This is a genomic window from Rickettsia sp. MEAM1 (Bemisia tabaci), assembly GCF_002285905.1.
GTDB lineage: Bacteria > Pseudomonadota > Alphaproteobacteria > Rickettsiales > Rickettsiaceae > Rickettsia.
Genome location: NZ_CP016305.1, coordinates 562,312 through 580,464, shown reverse-complemented (window position 1 = coordinate 580,464; position 18,153 = coordinate 562,312). Strand labels below are relative to the sequence as shown.

The window sequence follows — 18,153 nt, the reverse complement described above, 5'->3', positions numbered from 1 at the left end:
TAAATTCATTGCTAAAGCAATTTCATTATATCTTCCCTTCGCCTAAAGGCGAGGGATTTTTGATCCCCGAAGGGGGACATTAATCCAAATGAAATAGAATTTTATCATAAAAAAGGCTGGATATTATCAGAACTTTACAAAAATGATGAAGCGATAGAATGCTGTAATAAAATTATTGAAATCGATCCTAAAGATCCTTATGGCTATTTTAATAAAGGCTCAATGTTACGCCTCAATAAAAAATATGAAGAAGCGATTGAAGCTTTCAATATGGCTATTAAGCTTATACCTTTTGAAGCGGAATTATACTTTCTGAAAGGAACATGTTTATATAAATTGAAAAAATACGAAGAAGGAATCGAAGCTTTTAATATGGTTACTAAGCTTGTACCATCTAAAGCGAAATCATACTATTTAAAAGGTCGGTGTTTATATGAATTAAAAAGACATAAAGAAGCAATTAAGACATTTGATAAAGCTATTAAACTTGAGCCAGATACTTTATCTTATCACTATAAAGGACAAGCATTATATAGATTAAAAGAATATAAAAAGGCAATTGAGGCTTATAACCATGCTCTTAATTATCCGCAATATGATAATTATACCTACTATTTTAAAGCCTTAAGCTTAGGATAATTAAAACGATATGAAGAAGCAATTGAGATGTTAGATGAAGCATTAAAAATTGATTCTAAAGATGAGGATGCATTTTATGCTAAAGGATATGCTTTAAATAAATTAATGAGATGTGAAGAAGCAGTTAAAGCTTTTGATAAAGCAATAAGAATTGATCCTAATTACTATAAAACTTATTATGGTAGAGAGGGTGGGCATCTAATAGACTTGGTAAATATAAAAATGCCATAAATAATTATAATAAAGTGATTAAACTAGGTGAAGCCAACTCAGATGCTTATTATGAAATAGCCCTAGCTTCCTATAATCTTAAAAGGTACAAAACAGCAATAATAAATTATGATAAAGCAATAGAACTTGGAATTGAAGCACTAGACGTAAAAGTTTCTACCTACTCTACTAAAGGGGATTGCTTATATAATATAAAAAACTATAAAGCTGCGTTAGAGTCATATAATAAGGCAATTGAATTTGATCCCACTAATTATGTTCATTATTATGATAAGGCTTATACTTTGGATAATCTAAAAAGATATCAAGAAGCATTAGAAAATTATGATAAAGTAATTTTATTAAATCCCTCATATTTGTCGGCATATGTTAATAAAGCTGATATATTTTTAAACTAAAAGAATATACTAAAGCTATAGATTGTTCTAATAAAGCCTTAGCTATAGTTACTGATGATGATGCAGCATATTATAATAAAGGTTTAGCTTTAATCAAATTACAAAAATATGAAGAAGGTATAGAAAATTTGAATAAATCCATAAAATTAGATCCAGATTATCCTTATGCATATTATTATAATGCTATTGCTTTAAACAAAATTAAAAAGCCCGTCTGAGCTATAGGATATCTCAATAAAGCTATAGAACTTGCACCTAAAAACAAAATTTTTCAAAATTTATATAAAAAATTAATAAAAATTATTTAGGTTTAATTAGCTATTTTAATTATAGTATTTGATTATATACCTTTAATGCTTCAAAAATTGGAAGTCAAATAAGAGATGAGCTAAGCGTATAAATAAGGTAAACCTTCAAATTTTACGTACCGAGCCTTGAGGTATCGAAGGTATACACAAAAATATTGCTTGCCTTGCTTATAAAGAAAAGTTAAAATTCAGTTTATTTATATAGAATATTCTAACATGCAAATTAAAGAGATTTTTCCTTGTTCTGTAGAAAAGGCTTGTGAGTTGCCGTTATTTGACACAAAAGTACAGGCAGGTTATCCGTCGCCTGCTGACGGATATATGAGTAATAGCCTTGATTTGAATAGCCATTTAATTAAGCATCCTAAATCAACTTTTTTTGTTCAAGTAACTGGTGATTCTATGATAGATGCTGGTATTAGAGAAAATGATTTATTGATAGTTGATAAATCTCTACCCCCTACTAATAATAAAATAGTAATTGCTGTTATTAATAACGAATTTACTGTAAAACGCTTAAAATTTATCAACGACGAAGCTTACTTAATGCCTGAAAATAAAGATTTCCCACCTACCAAAATTGAAAATGGTACATATATCTGGGGAGTTGTCACAAGCGTAATCCAACAGTTTTAATTTTTCCAAAGGAGAGGGTGTCAGGAAGTTTGTGTAAGTTGTAAAAATAGTTAAGAATAAAAATAACATAAACAACTTACATGGAGCTAATATGAAGAACAATAACAAAGTATCAAATCCAGCTATAGAAAAATTAGTATCAGAAATACTATCACAAAGTGATCCATCTGAAATATTTGGTAAAGAAGGGATATTTCAGGGAATTAAAAAGCAGATAGTAAATAAGATTTTAGAGAAAGAAATGGAATCTCATATAGGTTATGAGAAACATTCTAAAAATGAGAAATACTCAGATAACAGACGTAATGGTAATTATGAAAAGACTCTAATAGATCCAGAAGGTCGTAAATTGACAGTAGAAGTGCCAAGGGATCGGGATGGAGAATTTGAACCTCAACTAATTCCAAAAGGAGTGCGTAAATTTGAAGGATTTGATGATAAAGTAATATCCTTATATGCTCGGGGAATGACCATTAGGGAAATACAAGGGCACTTAGAAGAACTATATGCCACCAAGGTATCATCTGAGTTAATATCAAAGGTAACTGATGGTATTTTAGAGGAAGTAACTGCTTGGCAGAATAGAGCACTTGATAATGTATATCCTATAATGTACTTAGATTGTATTCATGTTAAGGCAAGAGATAATCATGTAATAATAAATAAAGCGGTTTATCTAGCTATTGGAGTGAATATGGAGGGCAAGAAAGAGCTATTAGGAATTTGGATAGGCAAGAATGAAGGGTGTAAATTTTGGATGCAGGTAGTAACAGAACTGAAGAATCGAGGAGTTGCACAAATATATGTTGCATGTGTTGATGGTCTTAAGGGTTTTCCAGAGGCGATAAATAGCATTTTTCCAAAGACGATAGTGCAGTTGTGTATTGTTCATATGGTAAGAAATTCTGTAAAATACGTATCATACAAAGATCTAAAAGCGGTAACAGCTGATTTAAAAGCAGTTTATTCTGCAATAAATGAAGCAGAGGGATTAAGAGAATTACAAAACTTTGCCAAAAAATGGGATGAAAAATATCCAGTTATTTTTGACGGCACCGTCAAGTTAAGGGAGGTATAAATTAAGTATTGAGCAATTACAGGGAATGATTTATAGAATAGCAGTAACAATTTATCCTAGATTTTACCGCTATGCATATTACTCAAGCCCCGAATAGACATCGTTTTCCAGCAAGCATTATTAGCCATACAGTATGGTTATATCATCGCTTTAATAATAGTTACCGAGATGTTCAAGAGCAGATGGCTTATCGAGGTATTATATTAAGTCATGAGACTGTAAGGTTTTGGTGTTATAAGTTTGTAGTTTATTTTCAAGATGTTATTAGTAAGAGAGAGCGAAAGCCAACTGATAAATGGCATTTGGATGAGATGAATATCAAGATCAAAGGTGAAGTATTCATATTATGGAGAGCTGTTGACTCTGAGGGACATGAATTAGAAGTATTACTGCAGAAGCGTCGTAACAAGAAATCAGCTATTCGCTTTTTATCAAGATTATTGGGTAATTATCCATGTCCAAGGGTTATTGTGACTGATAAGCTAAAAAGCTACATTAAACCAGTTAGGTATATGTGTCCTAGGACTAAGCATCGTACCGATAAAAGACTAAATAATCGGATTGAGAATGCCCATCAGCCAACTAGGAGAAAAGAGAAGATACTGATTAAATTTAAGCATCCTAATTCAGCACAATGTACATTATCACTGATGGGAAAAGTCAGAAATATATTTGCTGTAAATGTTGGAAGATATACTAAAACAGCATCTGAGCAAAGAATTGCATTTGCGTCCGCTAAATCCATTTGGGATGAAGCTACTCAAAGACTTCTTGCTGTCTGAAATCTAAAAATATAGTACTTTGTGATACTAATTTACTTAACTTGACGGTGCCTTTTTAATCTATCAACTTCTTCGTTAGTTAATTTCTTTTTCATAATTTTATCTAATTTTAATATATTGTGAATAATAAAAATCTATTACTAACTATCGCAAGAAAAAGCAAGAAGTTTTTCTAATAATTCATCACTTCCCTATACAGAAATTCTTAAATATCTCGCCGAGGATTTCTTCAACATCAATAATGCCTGTAATAGCACCTACTTTCCGCATAGTCATTCTGATATCTTCAGTTGCTAGAACTAAATCATTATCAAGGTTAAAATCTTTTAGATAGGCAAGAGCTTGCTTAAGGTGATGGCGGTGGCGTTCATTTGTTATATAAGGCGTTTCAGTAAAACCTGCCATATTTTCAGCAATTTCTTCAATGTTTTTTAATATACTTGGTAAAGCTATATTGTTTTTAATTGAAACCTTTAAGCATCTATATTTATTTTCTATATTAAATATTCTATTTTCGGGAATAAGGTCAATTTTATTAATTATTACAATAGTATTCTCATCAATCAAACCTGTTATATCTTCATTGACTGTAGAGCCTAAAGTCTCAGCATCGAACATCACAATTTTAATATCGGCTTTTTTTGCTGAATCTATTGCTCTCTTTATCCCTTCTTGTTCTATAACATCATTGCTTTCGCCTCTTATACCTGCTGTATCTTGCAAAATAATAGGGTATCCGCCTATATCCAAATGTCCCTCTATTATATCTCTAGTAGTACCTGCTATATTTGAGACAATTGCAATATCTCTTCGCATTAGGAAGTTAAGCAAGCTAGACTTGCCAGCATTTGGTGGTCCTATAATTGTAAGCTTTAACCCACTTCGGAGCAACTCCCCTTTTCTGTTATCATTAAGATATTCGGATATTGTGTTTATAAGTGTTTTATGAGTATTTGTAACATCTTTTAATACACTTTTCGGTATATCTTCATCAGGAAAATCTATATATGCCTCAAGTAAAGATATAATCCGCAGCAATTGACTTCGCCAACTATTATATAGCTCTTCAAGTGCTCCTCCTGCTTGCCTAATTGCCTGTTTATGTTGCATAATTGTTTCAGCATTAATTAAATCGGCAATGCCCTCTGCTGCCGTTAAATCGAATTTATTATTTAGAAAAGCTCTTTTGGTGAATTCCCCTGCCTCTGCTAAACGAACGCCTGGTATATTCAGTAAAGCATTCGTAAGCATTATAGAGATGGCTTTACTACCGTGAGTATGAATTTCTACCACATCTTCGCCGGTAAAGCTATTAGGTGCTTTGAAATAAACAACCATAGCATTATCGATTAAGTCATTGCTTTCTGGGGAAGTAAGTTTTTGGTAATACATAAAGCGTGGTTTAAAATTAGATTTACCAGTTAGTAACTTTAAAACTTCTAAACTTTTAGCCCCAGAAACTCTAAAAACTGCTACCCCTGCTTTACCAAAGCTAGAGCTTTGTGCAAATATCGTTTCCATTTTTTTGATACTCCTAATATAAAACAATGTCACCTTAATAACTCTTCTACAAAGCTTTAAAGCAGAAGAGTATTGTTTATTAAATAATATATAATATAATAACAAATTAAATAAGCTATATTTACTTGAGAAAATCATGACGCCAAAAACACCTCTTTTAGATTCCGGTCGGTTAAATTGTCAAATACCAAACCATAAAGCTAAAATTTTAGAGCTTAGCAAAAAACATGAGCCAAATTCTTTATATGTGGAATTTATTGAAAAATTTTTGAGTTATATTCCTATTGATTATGATTTTGAGAATAAACAAAAACTATTTTTCGATTTTGCCAATGAAGCTTTTAACTTTTTTAAGTATAGAGAAAAAGGCGAGAGGAAAATATCAATAACAAATACTGTTATTGAAAACGATCCAGCAATAAATGTGTTAATATTGCTTGATAATAAACCACATATTGTTGATTTTATCGTGTGCTTTCTTAAGAATAAGGCACTGCAAACTAAATTTTTGCTGCATCCGGTAATAAAATGTACTCGTGATAGTAAAGGCAACCTAGAAAAAATACTAGAAAATTCAGCCGTAGAAAAAAAATCAGAATCTATATTACATTTAACAATCCTCGGAAATTTTGATGATAGTGCAGCTAATTTACTAACAAAAACTATAAATGATAGGCTAGATGAGCTTGAGGAAAGCCATAATGCCTTGCCAAATATGCAGGCAAAGCTCCAAGACTTATCTAAAAATATAATCGATAATGAGAAACTGAATTCCGTAGAGGCTAAAGAATTTTTAAATTGGTTACAAAATGATAATTTAATTTTATTAGGTACTATTGATTTTGAAGTAAATTCTACAAAGTTAAGCAATAAGATTGGGACAACAAAAATATGGCAAGAAGTAAAAGATGAGATTGAAGACATTGTAAAATGTTCCGCTAGCCCATTATATCAAAACCAGCTAATAATACTTGGTAAAATAAATAGTGCCTCGCTTATTCATACAGATAATTTAATTGATTATATTTTAGTAAAGAAATTTGACTCTTCTGGTGAATATATTTCAGGAAGTATAATTTTTGGTATATATAACTCAAATATGTATTACCATTCAATAAGTAATATCCCAATTCTTAGACAGAAATTTAACTTTGTAATAGGAAAAGCTGGTTTTGCATTGTCTGGTTATAATGCTGATAAGTTAAAAATTTTAATGGAGTCCTTACCTGGTGAAGCTTTAATTCAAATTGATCAAGGTGATTTATATTGCATGTGCTTACATATGCTTTCTAGTATGATGAGTAAGAAGCTTAAATTATTCATTCAATATGATTGGTCGAGTTCTTTTTTAAATATTATAATTTTCTTACCTAGAGAGCGTCTAACTTCTGAAATACATAACATGATAGATTGTTATTTAGCTGAGAAATTCGGCAGTAAAATCCTATCTAACTATATCACTGAAGTAGTAGGCAGCTTTTCTTATCTTTTTGTCACCCTTGAAGCACAAGATAAGCATAAAATAAATTTTGAAGCGGAAAAAATTCAGCAAGATTTAGATCGTATTTCTAGATGTTGGAGTGAAGATTTTTACTTGAAACTTTCTAAAAAATTTGGTGAATATCAAGCAGGAATTAATTTTAAACTATTCGATAATATTTTTCCTGCTGATTATAGGCAAAAATTTTCTCCTGAAATAGCTTTAACGGATATTGAATATTTAACTGAAGCAAGTAGAAATCAAAGACGCATGTTTAATTTGATTGCTACAGGTGAATCAGAATTTTATCTAAAAATATATAGCCCAGGAGTAAGTCTTGCTCTTTCTAATATATTACCACCAATAGAAAATTTAGGCTTTAGTGCAATCGACGAACAGAGCTTTGTAATTAAAGAACTCGGTGAGATTAAAGAAAGCTGGATATATAATTTTATTTTAACTTCCGTAGTACCAGTAAAAGATAATATTCAAGAGCTAAAAATAAATGTTGAAGAAGCCTTAGATAAAATGGTTCTTGGCATGCTCGCTAATGACTCTTTAAGTAAATTAATAGTACTTGCCGGTTTTAACTGGAAGCAAGTTAAACTAGTCAAAGCTCTAACAAGATATTTACATCAAACAGGTTTTAGTTACGGCAAGGGTTATGTGCAATTGACACTTCTTAAACATCCTGAATATACGAAAAAATTAGTAAATCTATTTGATATAAAATTTAATCCTAAACATCTCGATCATGATTTCAAGGATATCAAAAAACAATTAAATGATTATTTATTAAAAGTTGAAGTAAGTAGTGAGGATAAAGTACTGCGTAGTATGCTTGGTATTCTTGAGGCTGTTACTAGAACAAATTACTATCAACCTAACAAACATTATTTTTCATTTAAGTTCGATTCCTCTAAAGTCCCCCATTTACCTCAACCGATCCCATTTGCTGAAATATTTGTTTACTCAAGAAGTTTTGAAGGAGTGCATTTAAGAGGTGGTCCTGTATCACGCGGGGGGCTTAGATGGTCAGATAGAGCAGAAGATTATAGATATGAAGTGCTTGGGCTTATGAAAGCACAAATGACTAAAAATTCTGTTATAGTACCTGTTGGTTCTAAGGGCGGTTTTTATCTTCATTTTACTGATGAGGGAATGAGTCGTGATGAATATATGGCAAAGGTCGTTGAGTGTTATAAGAATTTCCTTAGAGGTTTACTAGATATTACCGATAACATAGTTGATGGCAAGGTAGTACACCCTCAAGATATCATTATTTACGATAAGGAAGACCCATATTTAGTAGTTGCTGCCGATAAAGGAACAGCTTCATTTTCAGATTATGCTAATAGCGTTTCTAGAGAATATAATTATTGGCTTGATGACGCTTTTGCTTCAGGTGGTTCTGCTGGTTATGACCATAAGAAAATGGCTATTACCTCTAAAGGTGCTTGGATTTCAGTAACTAATCATTTCAAAACTTTAGGTATAGATGTACAGAAAGACCCTATCACTGTCACAGGGATAGGCGATATGTCTGGTGACGTGTTCGGTAATGGAATGCTTCGCTCGAAAGCTATTAAGCTAGTTGCTGCTTTTAACCATAAGCACATATTCATTGACCCAAGCCCTGATCCCTTAACAAGTTTTAATGAGCGTTTACGTCTATTTAATTTAAAAGGTTCTAACTGGTCTGATTATGATAATAAGCTGATTTCTAAAGGCGGTGGGATATTTGAGCGTAGTAGCAAGTCGGTAAAATTATCACCAGAAATTAAAAAATTACTCGATGTAAGTGATAGTGAAATATCACCTGAAGAGCTAATTAAAGCTATTTTAAAAGCTGAAGTTGATTTGCTATGGAATGGTGGTATAGGCACTTATATTAAAGCGAAAACAGAGAATCATCTAGAGATTGGCGATAAAGCGAATGATAATTTAAGATGTAATGGTGAAGAAATTAGAGCAAAAGTTATTGCAGAAGGTGGTAATGTCGGTGTATCACAACGAGGCAGAGTTGAGTATGCCAAAAAAGGCGGACGCATCAATACCGACTTTATTGATAATTCAGCGGGTGTTGATTGTTCTGACCATGAAGTAAATATTAAAGTTGCTTTTAGTAATTCTGTTGCTTCCGGTAAGGTTACTTTAGATGAGCGTAACAAGCTGTTAATTGATATGACAAAGCAAGTTGAAGAGTTGGTTTTAGAGGATAATTATAAGCAAACCGAAGCAATAACGATTATGCAGTTATCGCCTACCTTAACAGTCAGTATATTCAGTCAGTTTATAGATATTTTAGAAGAAGAGAAAATATTAGTACGTGAGAATGAATTTTTACCAACTTCCGAAGAATTAAACAGAAGAGCCATAAACGGGGAAGTATTAACTCGCCCTGAACTTTGCTTATTACTTTCATATAGTAAAAGATCGGCTTCTCATGAATTACGTAACTCAACCTTTTCTCATGATAAATATTTTGATTCTTATCTTGTAAATTATTTTCCTAAAATAATGCAAGAGAAGTTTCGTGAAGAAATTTTATCTCATCCTCTTAAGCATGAAATTATTAAAACTGTTGTAATAAATAAAATAGTTAATCAGCTTGGTGGACCACTTATTAGCATAACAAAACGTGAAACTGGTGCTCCTCTTTGCGACATAATAAGATCATATACTATTATTTGTGAAATTTTTGAACTTGATGATATATGGGAAAAGGTAAGCAATCTAGCTACTAATATCGATTATAATATTAAGATTGATATGTTTACTGAGATAACAAAATTAATGCGTCGTGGTATTTCTTGGGTTATCAAAAATTTAAAACATCCAATTAATATTAGTAAAACCATAGAAGAGTTTAAAAAACCTGCACAGAATCTAAGAGAAGTAGTAGGTAATTTACTAGCCGGAGAAGCAAAAATAAAGTTTGAAGAAAAGTTAAACTATTATGTAAGTAACGGAATAGACAAATCATTTGCTAAAGATATTCTTACCTTTGATAGTTTGATTTCGGTATTTGATATAATACATGTAACGAAACAAGTATCAGGTAATGATGAAGAAATGGCAAAAGCTTATTTTACAATCGGTAATATGTTTAGTTTAGACTGGTTACGTAAAACTTGTGATAGACAATTAAACGATTCATATTGGCGTCGTTTGGGTCTACAATCCTTAAAAGATGACTTATATGACAAACAACGTAGATTATTAATAAAAATTATTAATAAATCTCAAACAACTATTGATTTAGATTTATGGATTGATAATAATAAAAGTTTAGTTAAGAATTTTCTTGATTTTATTAAAGAAATTAAATCTCAGGAAGTTATAGACTTAAATGTAATAATTTTAGTAAATAAAAAATTCGAAATATTTTTACAAAAACTTGAATAACTATGCCATCAATGCTTAAGCAGACCAGATTAGATTTGGGTAAAACCTTAAACCAAGTATCTTTAGATTTAAAAATTAGAAAAAAATATTTAATAGCTTTAGAAGAAGGGAAATTAGATGTTTTACCAGGGGAAGTATATGTAAAAGGTTATCTAAAATTATATTTAGATTACCTTAACATAAGAGATCGTAATGCTGAGCAGTTAGAAACTAAAAAAAATAATGAACAAGAAAAATTATTAAGTAGAAATAAAAATAAAGCCTTAGTAAATTATAGACACAAAAAACAGTTGATATTTATGTCTATTGTAATGTTATCTATTATTATAATAATTTATCCATTTATAGAGTTAGCTTAAAAAATGAATAATGAAATATTAATGAGCTTAATGCAACAAGTAGAGTATAGGCTTGATAATCTATTAAATGTGCTTGCAAATAATCAATATGAGATCCATAGATTACAAAATGAAAATAATCAACTAAGAAATGATTATGTAAGAATATTAGATCAGATTAACATTTATGTTAATGAACTTGAAGAAATAAAAAAATTACAAAAATAATTATGGCAATTGTTACGATAACATTAAATAATAAAAACTTTCAATTATATTGTAATAGTGGTGAAGAGAAAAAATTATTATTTTTAGCAAATAAACTAAACAACCCTCAGCTATAAGCTGAGGGGTTATAAAGTGGAATCGATTAGAAATCGATCATCATTCACAGGTTCACCTTCCTGTTCATCAATATAGTGCTGTATCATTTCATCAGTTATATTACCTGAACTGACTGCCATATAGCCCCTAGCCCACAAATGATTGCCCCAAAATTGTTTTCGTAAATGAGTAAATTCTTGCAATAAAATTCTTGAGCTAATGCCTTTTAAATACTGTACTAACTTGCTAAGAGATATTTGCGGCTTATATGAGATAAACATATGTACGTGATCACATGATATTTTCCCTGAAATTATATGTACTTCATGTTCCATACAAATCTGCCTCAGTAAATCTCTAGTCCTTTCCGATACTTTGCCTATCAATATTCTCTTCCTATATTTTGGTATCCATATAAGATGCACTTTTAAATCATACTGACTATGACTATTCTTTCTATAACTTCTCATATTTCTTGATATAAATTCATTGCTAAAGCAATTTCATTATATCTTCCCTTCGCCTAAAGGCGAGGGATTTTTGATCCCCGAAGGGGGACATTAAATGAAAAAATAAGCGAAATCAAAGCAGTAAATCCTACTGCATCATTTGATTTGTTGCTTGTTATAGCCCTACTTAATGCTCAATCTGAAATAACACATCTCGCTAATAAGATTGAGACCAATAGTCTTCAAAAAAATTCCCAAGACGAAGAAAAATTTGCAGAAACCTTATCCACTATAGCAGGTTATCTAGAAAACCTTGCACGCAAGATGGAAAAGTGATATATTAACGTTTGGCTGCTTGGTTCGTGAGCTTAATATTAGCCTAGGACTACCACTAACTTTAGGACATCGTCCCTGTCTAATACTCATTTAAGTTTAGATATATGAAGTCCACCTTTACATAAAGGTCTTTGAAGGATTTTAAGTAACGACTAAAGCGGTCATGTATACTCGTTTTATTTGAAAAATTGGCGGCGTTACTTTTTGCTTATAATCCTCACGTATTATATATACGCTGCGGTTATAAGCTTCAAAGTGCCTTGCTCTTTTCCAAATAAAACTTCGTCTACCTACATTATAATCTTCTTTTAGGAGTATGAAATATTACTTTTAAAAGAAAAAAGTATACACCTCTAAAATGAAACAAAAAAAATCTGCTAATAAAGTGCTTGGTGCTTTTTTAGGTACCATCATTGAATATTACGACTATAGCCTATATGGATTTTCTGCTGCAATTATTGCTGAAAAATTCTTTTCTCCTGCTACGGATCAATTAACAAAACTTGTAAATGTTTTTGCTGTATATGCTGTTGCATATCTGTCAAAGCCTCTTGGAGCTTATATATTTGGACGTATAGGTGATAAATATGGCAGAAAAAAAGCTCTTAGTTTTACGATTATCGGCATTATAATCCCTACCTTAATAATAGGGTTATTACCTGACTACTCTACCCTTGGAGTTTGGAGTACGACAATCCTTGTTTTATGTCGTTTTATGCAAGGTATATTTATTGCAGGTGAGTATGATGGTGCTGCAATTTACGTTATTGAACATTTAGGTCCAAAATACCAATTTACAGCTTCAGCTATCACTAGATGTACGGGAGTTATTGGATTATTATCAGGAATTGGGGTAACTAACTTTTTTAATGCACATATTTTTCCTGATTGGAGTTGGCGTATTCCATTTTTATTAAGCGTACCATTAGGGCTTGTAACTCTTTATTATCGTCAGAAATTTGATGAGACACCTGAATTTAAAAAGGCTGGTGGTAATAATTCTATTCAAAAATTTAATGTTTTGATTAGAAAGCAATGGAAGAATATTTTGCCTCTCATATTTTTAGCAGGAGGCTTTGGAGCAACATATCAAATTGCAATCATTTTCATGAAGCAATATTTACCGCTTGTGCTGCCTGCAACCGGCGTTATAATGAGTTCTTTTTCGGTATTAGTAGTATTATGCTTTGCTGTTTTTATGCCAATCGCCGGATTTATTGCCGATCGTAGTCGTGTTAATATAGTATTAAAAACTGCCCTCATATCTACCATTATAGCAAGTATAATTTTTACGATAGCAGTGCAGTATCAAATGACCAATTTAGGGCTTTTTGCTAGCTTAATGCTAGCTGCTTCAGTTGCTCCGTTTAATGCTCTCGCTCATAGTGTAGTTATTAAATCTTTTGCAGTTAGAGAACGTTATCGTGTCATAAGTTTTGGGCATACTGTAGGCTCGATGCTAATGTCTGGGACTGCTAATTATATATGTCTATTAGTAATAAAAGAATATAATTTTACCCTATTTCCTATTTTATATATTTGCATTTTCAGCGTACTAGCTTATTCTATGACTGTGTTATTTAGTAATAAATAATATATCTTGACGAAAGTAACAATATAGCTATTATTTTAATAACTTTTCAAACTTGAGATTTAAACATTGTGAGTAAAATTTTTCATAAATCTATAATTTTTATTATCTTAGCTACCTTTATCAGTGGTTGTGCACGTGACTTATCTTCAAATGTATATAGTAGTGATTCAACATTGAGCCTAACATTAGAAGGTGAAGTAGTATCAGTACGTCCTATAAAAGTAAAAGAATCAGAGCGTTTATCAGATAACGCTGGAGGTATGGCAGCTGGAGGTATTGCAGGTGGCGTACTTGGTAGTACAGTAGGACAAGGAGGCGGAACTACAGCCGCAATAGTTGGAGGTGCGATTGCAGGAGCCGTTGTTGGAACTATATTGCAAGATAAGCTTGGTGAAAGTAAAGGGTATGAATATCTAATCAAAGTTGATACTTCTAAAATAAAAAGTAATTATTATGAAGGCAGCACTGCAATGCGTAATGTGATATCCTCAGCAGTTACAAGCGGCTTAATCACAGTAGTCCGAGGTACAGACATAGTGATAAGAGAAGGACAAAAAGTATATGTTATTTTCTCTGACAAACGTACACGCATAATACCAGCTAATAGGTAGTATTATGATATAAGAAAAATAACACTATGTTGCTTTTTAGCTTTTATTACTGTCGGGTGTACAAACATGACTTCAGTACGCCATATTAGCGGATATAACAAGACAATGCTTGCTCATAAAGAAATATTGATTTTACCACTGCAGATTGAAGTATATACTCTAGATGTAAGCAATCGCAAAGAACGTAAATATGACTATGAAGACCATTTAGAAGAACTACTTAAGCAAGAAACTTTGCTAGCAATTCAGAAAAGCGGCTTAAGAGCGAAATTATTATATAAAAAGGATATTAGAAGTCAAAAGCTTGATGATATAGTAGCTCATGTTGTTCGTTCTTATAATAATGCATGTGAAGAATTATATCCATCTTTATTTTTAGAGGAAGGACAAGCATTCTCAATTACTCAAAATATCGGTAAACCTGCTATAGTGTTAGGGGAAAAAACAGGAAGTGATTTATTTGTCCTAATTAATGTCCCCCTTCGGGGATCAAAAATCCCTCGCCTTTAGGCGAAGGGAAGATATAATGAAATTGCTTTAGCAATGAATTTATATCAAGAAATATGAGAAGTTATAGAAAGAATAGTCATAGTCAGTATGATTTAAAAGTGCATCTTATATGGATACCAAAATATAGGAAGAGAATATTGATAGGCAAAGTATCGGAAAGGACTAGAGATTTACTGAGGCAGATTTGTATGGAACATGAAGTACATATAATTTCAGGGAAAATATCATGTGATCACGTACATATGTTTATCTCATATAAGCCGCAAATATCTCTTAGCAAGTTAGTACAGTATTTAAAAGGCATTAGCTCAAGAATTTTATTGCAAGAATTTACTCATTTACGAAAACAATTTTGGGGCAATCATTTGTGGGCTAGGGGCTATATGGCAGTCAGTTCAGGTAATATAACTGATGAAATGATACAGCACTATATTGATGAACAGGAAGGTGAACCTGTGAATGATGATCGATTTCTAATCGATTCCACTTTATAACCCCTCAGCTTATAGCTGAGGGTTGTTTAGTTATTCTCAGATGATTAAGACTAATGGGGCTCGTACTCGTGACTTTTTAATGAGTACTTTTGGTTGTCCAGCAAGTGAGGCAGATACTATATTCATGTCTGTAGCAATAATAGAAGCAAAAAGCGGTAGAATATTATGGGCTAATGCAACGCCGAACGCGCAACCATTTATAGGCTCTATCTTCTCTTCTCGTGATAAGTCAGAAATTGAAAATTTTCATTTTGTAATTAATGTACTTTTATCTAAACTATAAGGAAGATTTTTATTAAACAATATAACCACATTATTCTAGTGAGCTTTTGCAGTAAAGCTTACTTCTTTTTAAACATCTCTAGCATTCTTTTTGTGACTATGAATCCGCCAAAGATATTGATAGATGCAAGCAGCGTTGCAAAAATCCCTAGCAAGCCAGAGAAACCAAAAGCACTACTACTTGCTGCTATCATAGAGCTTAGCACTATAATACCTGAAATAGCGTTAGTGATTGACATAAGTGGAGTGTGTAATGCTGGAGTTACTTTCCATACTACATAATAGCCTACAAAAGAAGCTAGTACAAAAACTGTTATAGCAAACACTAAAGGATCAATAGTAGAAGCTGCAACTTGCGAGCTGCCATCTATCACTAAATCTTTTAATTTATCTGATAGTTCTTGGGTATTTTGAGCAATTTCACTAGCTTGCTTAGCTATTATTAGTAATTGATTCATATTTTTTCTTTTAGTTGTGTTATGTATTAAGTATGTGGTGAGATATACGAAGATCAACTTGGAAAAGAGCAAGGAGTCTATAAGGCGAGGAGCGGAGCGTACACTTTAGTACGTGAGCACCACAGATCTTATAAGACGACGTAGCCAATTTTTCAAGTTCATCGAGTATATTTCTCATTTACAATTTTGCCATCCTTAGTAACCAACATAGACTTCACTAACTCATCATCTATATTAAGTTTGCCGTCTTGGAGTGCATAATTTAAAAAATTATATAAATTCTTAGAATATAATTTTGAGCTATCAGTTGCAATTTTAGCAGCAAGATTTGATAAACCTATTATAGTAACGCCATGTTTAGTAATGATTTTATCGAGTTCCGAGCCTTCAACATTTCCACCCGTTGCGGTTGCTATATCAACAATAATCGATCCATGCTTCATTGATTTTAGCATTTTGTCTGTAACAAGCAAAGGTGCTTTCTTTCCAGGAATTTGTGCAGTAGTAATAACTATATCATAGTTTTTGATGATTTTTGCTAAAAATTCCTCTTGTTTAGCTTTATAGCTTTCAGAGCTTTCCCCAGCATAGCCTGATTTATCTTGTAGATCCTCTTGCAGTTCTGGCGAAACAAATTTAGCCCCTAAGCTCTCTACTTGTTCCTTTGTTGCCGATCTTACGTCATATCCTGCAACGACGCTACCAAGTCTTTTTGCTGTTGCAATTGCTTGTAGTCCTGCAACACCAATACCAAGTATTAGAGTTTTACAAGGTGAAACGGTGCCTGCTGCCGTCATCATCATTGGAAAAGCTTTGGTATAATGATAGCTCGCTTCAATTACTGCCCTATATCCTACTAAATTACTTTGCGAAGATAGAGCATCTATATTTTGAGCTTTAGTAATTCTTGGCACTAGCTCCATAGCAAAGCTAGTCAGATTTTTTTAGCTGCTGCTTTGATATATTCGTGATTCAAATAAGGCGATAGAAGCCCGATAATAACAGCTCCTTTTTTTGCAAATTCAAGCTCGCTATATTTATCGCTAACAGGCGATGGTTGAACCTTTAATATAATATCAGCATCAGAAATAATTTCGAGTGGTACTGAAGATATTTTAGCACCTACTGCTATATATTCTTCATCAAGAAAGCCAGCATAAGCCCCTATATCTTTCTCGACAGTAACGGCAAAGCCTTTTTTAACCAAAAGGCTAGCTACTTCAGGCGTTATAGCAACTCGAGTTTCGTGCTTTACTTTTTCTTTTAAGGCAACAATTTTCATAAATACTATTTGTTTTAAGTATACAACTAAGGTATTTTAAACATAATTTAAAATATAAAACAATGAAAATGAATAAAATATTTTCTTTAATTATCATTTATCTTTCCATAAATTCGATTGCGGCGTTTGGAGCAGATGATAAAGCGGCAATTTTAGAATTAAAAACATATCTGCGTACAATGAAATCGATTGCGGTAGATTTTACACAAGAAGATTCTAAAGGTAATATATCTCAAGGAAAATTATTGATCAGTAAGCCTTATAACTTCAGATGTAATTATTACCCTCCTTTCCCTATAATTATAGTAGGTACTAAAAATTTTGTATCAATGTATGATTATGATATGGAACAAATAAGCCGTATTGCTAGGGATGAAAATATATTTAATTTTTTACTTGAGGATAATGAAAATTTCGACAAAGATTTTGTAGTTGAATCATTTGTTAATGAAAAAGAGTTCTCAAGGATTAATATTTATCATAAAGTAACAGAACGACATAGTGAAATTACTTTAAATAAAGCTAATAAACAAATTGAGTTGCTTAAAATATTTGAGGATACTAATGTAGTAACCATTAAATTTGATAATATAGTCAAAGTACAAAAATTTGATGAAGATTTATTTAAGTTAAAAAATCCTGAAATATTTGGTCCACCTAATAGGTTAACAAAATCAGAAATAGAAAAAAAATATGTTGTTTCTTCTAGCTAAAAAGGTTATAGTAATTATACTAGTAGTGGGCATCGTGCTTATTTAGTTGGTCAGGTCCGAGAGGAAGCAGCCAGAGTAGGATTCGCTGGGTCACTACTAGCATTCTAGTTAATTGATACCCACTTGCTGCTTCGTTGTTCGTCGACTCGCCTATTATTATAGGCTCTACCCTCACGCCTGTCATCAAATGGGTCTGAATTAACTAGCACTTTTTGTATTTTTAAAGTCGCTCTTTTATTTTACTTAAGAGTTCATATGCTCACGTACTATTTGTACGCTCT

Annotated in this window: 18 protein-coding genes, 1 other RNA gene and 4 pseudogenes; 19 read left to right on the top strand and 4 right to left on the bottom strand. The window is 31.9% G+C overall.

The features are described 5' to 3' along the window. The first annotated feature begins 78 nt into the window (after positions 1-78). From BA173_RS03070 to BA173_RS03040, 7 genes and pseudogenes are all read left to right on the top strand, one after another. Positions 79-639, top strand: a complete 561-nt coding sequence (locus BA173_RS03070; protein ID WP_083198499.1) for a tetratricopeptide repeat protein — start codon at positions 79-81, stop codon at positions 637-639. A gap of 3 nt (positions 640-642) precedes the next feature. Further along, positions 643-870: pseudogene (locus BA173_RS03065) on the top strand (tetratricopeptide repeat protein); the annotation flags it as partial. A gap of 14 nt (positions 871-884) precedes the next feature. Further along, complete coding sequence (locus tag BA173_RS03060) at positions 885-1,268, top strand: tetratricopeptide repeat protein (protein ID WP_016948061.1); 384 nt, start codon at positions 885-887, stop codon at positions 1,266-1,268. Then, positions 1,256-1,486, top strand: coding sequence for a tetratricopeptide repeat protein (locus BA173_RS08975; RefSeq protein ID WP_083198500.1), 231 nt, complete (start codon positions 1,256-1,258; stop codon positions 1,484-1,486). Before BA173_RS03060 ends, BA173_RS08975 begins: the two co-directional genes overlap by 13 nt. A 306-nt stretch (positions 1,487-1,792) precedes the next feature. Then, complete coding sequence (locus tag BA173_RS03050) at positions 1,793-2,212, top strand: LexA family protein (RefSeq protein ID WP_016948060.1); 420 nt, start codon at positions 1,793-1,795, stop codon at positions 2,210-2,212. A 91-nt stretch (positions 2,213-2,303) separates the two neighbouring features. Then, positions 2,304-3,290 carry an IS256 family transposase gene (locus BA173_RS03045; protein ID WP_095568278.1) on the top strand — a complete coding sequence of 329 codons (987 nt, stop codon included), beginning with the start codon at positions 2,304-2,306 and terminating at the stop codon, positions 3,288-3,290. A gap of 71 nt (positions 3,291-3,361) precedes the next feature. Then, entirely contained in the window at positions 3,362-4,072 is a 711-nt protein-coding gene (locus BA173_RS03040) for an IS6 family transposase (RefSeq protein WP_095568243.1), read from the top strand. A gap of 183 nt (positions 4,073-4,255) precedes the next feature. Here BA173_RS03040 and mnmE read toward each other — a convergent pair whose 3' ends face one another. Further along, the gene (mnmE, locus tag BA173_RS03035) at positions 4,256-5,593 is read right to left on the bottom strand and encodes a tRNA uridine-5-carboxymethylaminomethyl(34) synthesis GTPase MnmE (RefSeq protein ID WP_068041822.1); all 1,338 of its coding nucleotides are present in this window, start codon (positions 5,591-5,593) and stop codon (positions 4,256-4,258) included. Between the two features lie 136 nt (positions 5,594-5,729). Between mnmE and BA173_RS03030 the strand changes: the two genes are divergently transcribed. The 4 genes and pseudogenes from BA173_RS03030 to BA173_RS03015 all read left to right on the top strand — a co-directional run. Continuing rightward, the gene (locus BA173_RS03030; RefSeq protein WP_016948058.1) at positions 5,730-10,481 is read left to right on the top strand and encodes an NAD-glutamate dehydrogenase; all 4,752 of its coding nucleotides are present in this window, start codon (positions 5,730-5,732) and stop codon (positions 10,479-10,481) included. Between the two features lie 2 nt (positions 10,482-10,483). After that, positions 10,484-10,840, top strand: a complete 357-nt coding sequence (locus BA173_RS03025; protein ID WP_016948057.1) for a helix-turn-helix domain-containing protein — start codon at positions 10,484-10,486, stop codon at positions 10,838-10,840. Between the two features lie 3 nt (positions 10,841-10,843). Beyond that, positions 10,844-11,047: a hypothetical protein gene (locus BA173_RS03020; RefSeq protein WP_012151542.1), complete on the top strand. Its 204-nt coding sequence runs from the start codon at positions 10,844-10,846 to the stop codon at positions 11,045-11,047. Between the two features lie 2 nt (positions 11,048-11,049). Then, positions 11,050-11,151: pseudogene (locus BA173_RS03015) on the top strand (cell division protein ZapA); the annotation flags it as partial. A gap of 21 nt (positions 11,152-11,172) precedes the next feature. Here BA173_RS03015 and tnpA (BA173_RS03010) read toward each other — a convergent pair. Then, entirely contained in the window at positions 11,173-11,613 is a 441-nt protein-coding gene (gene tnpA / locus BA173_RS03010) for an IS200/IS605 family transposase (protein WP_095568239.1), read from the bottom strand. 90 nt (positions 11,614-11,703) lie between these two features. On the opposite strand from tnpA (BA173_RS03010), the pseudogene BA173_RS03005 reads away from it, so the two are divergent. The 6 genes and pseudogenes from BA173_RS03005 to BA173_RS02980 form a co-directional block, all read left to right on the top strand. Further along, positions 11,704-11,928 (top strand): annotated as a pseudogene (locus tag BA173_RS03005) (cell division protein ZapA); the annotation flags it as partial. A 358-nt stretch (positions 11,929-12,286) separates the two neighbouring features. Beyond that, positions 12,287-13,522, top strand: coding sequence for an MFS transporter (locus BA173_RS03000; RefSeq protein ID WP_016947729.1), 1,236 nt, complete (start codon positions 12,287-12,289; stop codon positions 13,520-13,522). 68 nt (positions 13,523-13,590) lie between these two features. After that, positions 13,591-14,133 carry a hypothetical protein gene (locus tag BA173_RS02995; RefSeq protein WP_016947730.1) on the top strand — a complete coding sequence of 181 codons (543 nt, stop codon included), beginning with the start codon at positions 13,591-13,593 and terminating at the stop codon, positions 14,131-14,133. A 66-nt stretch (positions 14,134-14,199) separates the two neighbouring features. Beyond that, positions 14,200-14,643, top strand: a complete 444-nt coding sequence (locus tag BA173_RS08420; RefSeq protein ID WP_016947731.1) for a hypothetical protein — start codon at positions 14,200-14,202, stop codon at positions 14,641-14,643. Between the two features lie 53 nt (positions 14,644-14,696). Next, the gene (gene tnpA / locus BA173_RS02985) at positions 14,697-15,137 is read left to right on the top strand and encodes an IS200/IS605 family transposase (protein ID WP_095568239.1); all 441 of its coding nucleotides are present in this window, start codon (positions 14,697-14,699) and stop codon (positions 15,135-15,137) included. Positions 15,138-15,159: 22 nt separating this feature from the next. Next, positions 15,160-15,420 carry a hypothetical protein gene (locus tag BA173_RS02980; protein WP_232505970.1) on the top strand — a complete coding sequence of 87 codons (261 nt, stop codon included), beginning with the start codon at positions 15,160-15,162 and terminating at the stop codon, positions 15,418-15,420. A 58-nt stretch (positions 15,421-15,478) separates the two neighbouring features. Here BA173_RS02980 and BA173_RS02975 read toward each other — a convergent pair whose 3' ends face one another. Together BA173_RS02975 and BA173_RS02965 are read right to left on the bottom strand one after the other, a co-directional pair. Next, complete coding sequence (locus BA173_RS02975) at positions 15,479-15,877, bottom strand: NAD(P) transhydrogenase subunit alpha (RefSeq protein WP_016948424.1); 399 nt, start codon at positions 15,875-15,877, stop codon at positions 15,479-15,481. Between the two features lie 158 nt (positions 15,878-16,035). Beyond that, positions 16,036-17,159 (bottom strand): annotated as a pseudogene (locus tag BA173_RS02965) (NAD(P) transhydrogenase subunit alpha). Positions 17,160-17,227: 68 nt separating this feature from the next. Here BA173_RS02965 and BA173_RS02960 point away from each other — a divergent pair. After that, positions 17,228-17,872, top strand: a complete 645-nt coding sequence (locus BA173_RS02960; RefSeq protein WP_068041354.1) for an outer-membrane lipoprotein carrier protein LolA — start codon at positions 17,228-17,230, stop codon at positions 17,870-17,872. Positions 17,873-17,888: 16 nt separating this feature from the next. Beyond that, positions 17,889-17,978, top strand: an RNA gene (ffs, locus tag BA173_RS02955) — signal recognition particle sRNA small type. Positions 17,979-18,153: the final 175 nt, after the last annotated feature.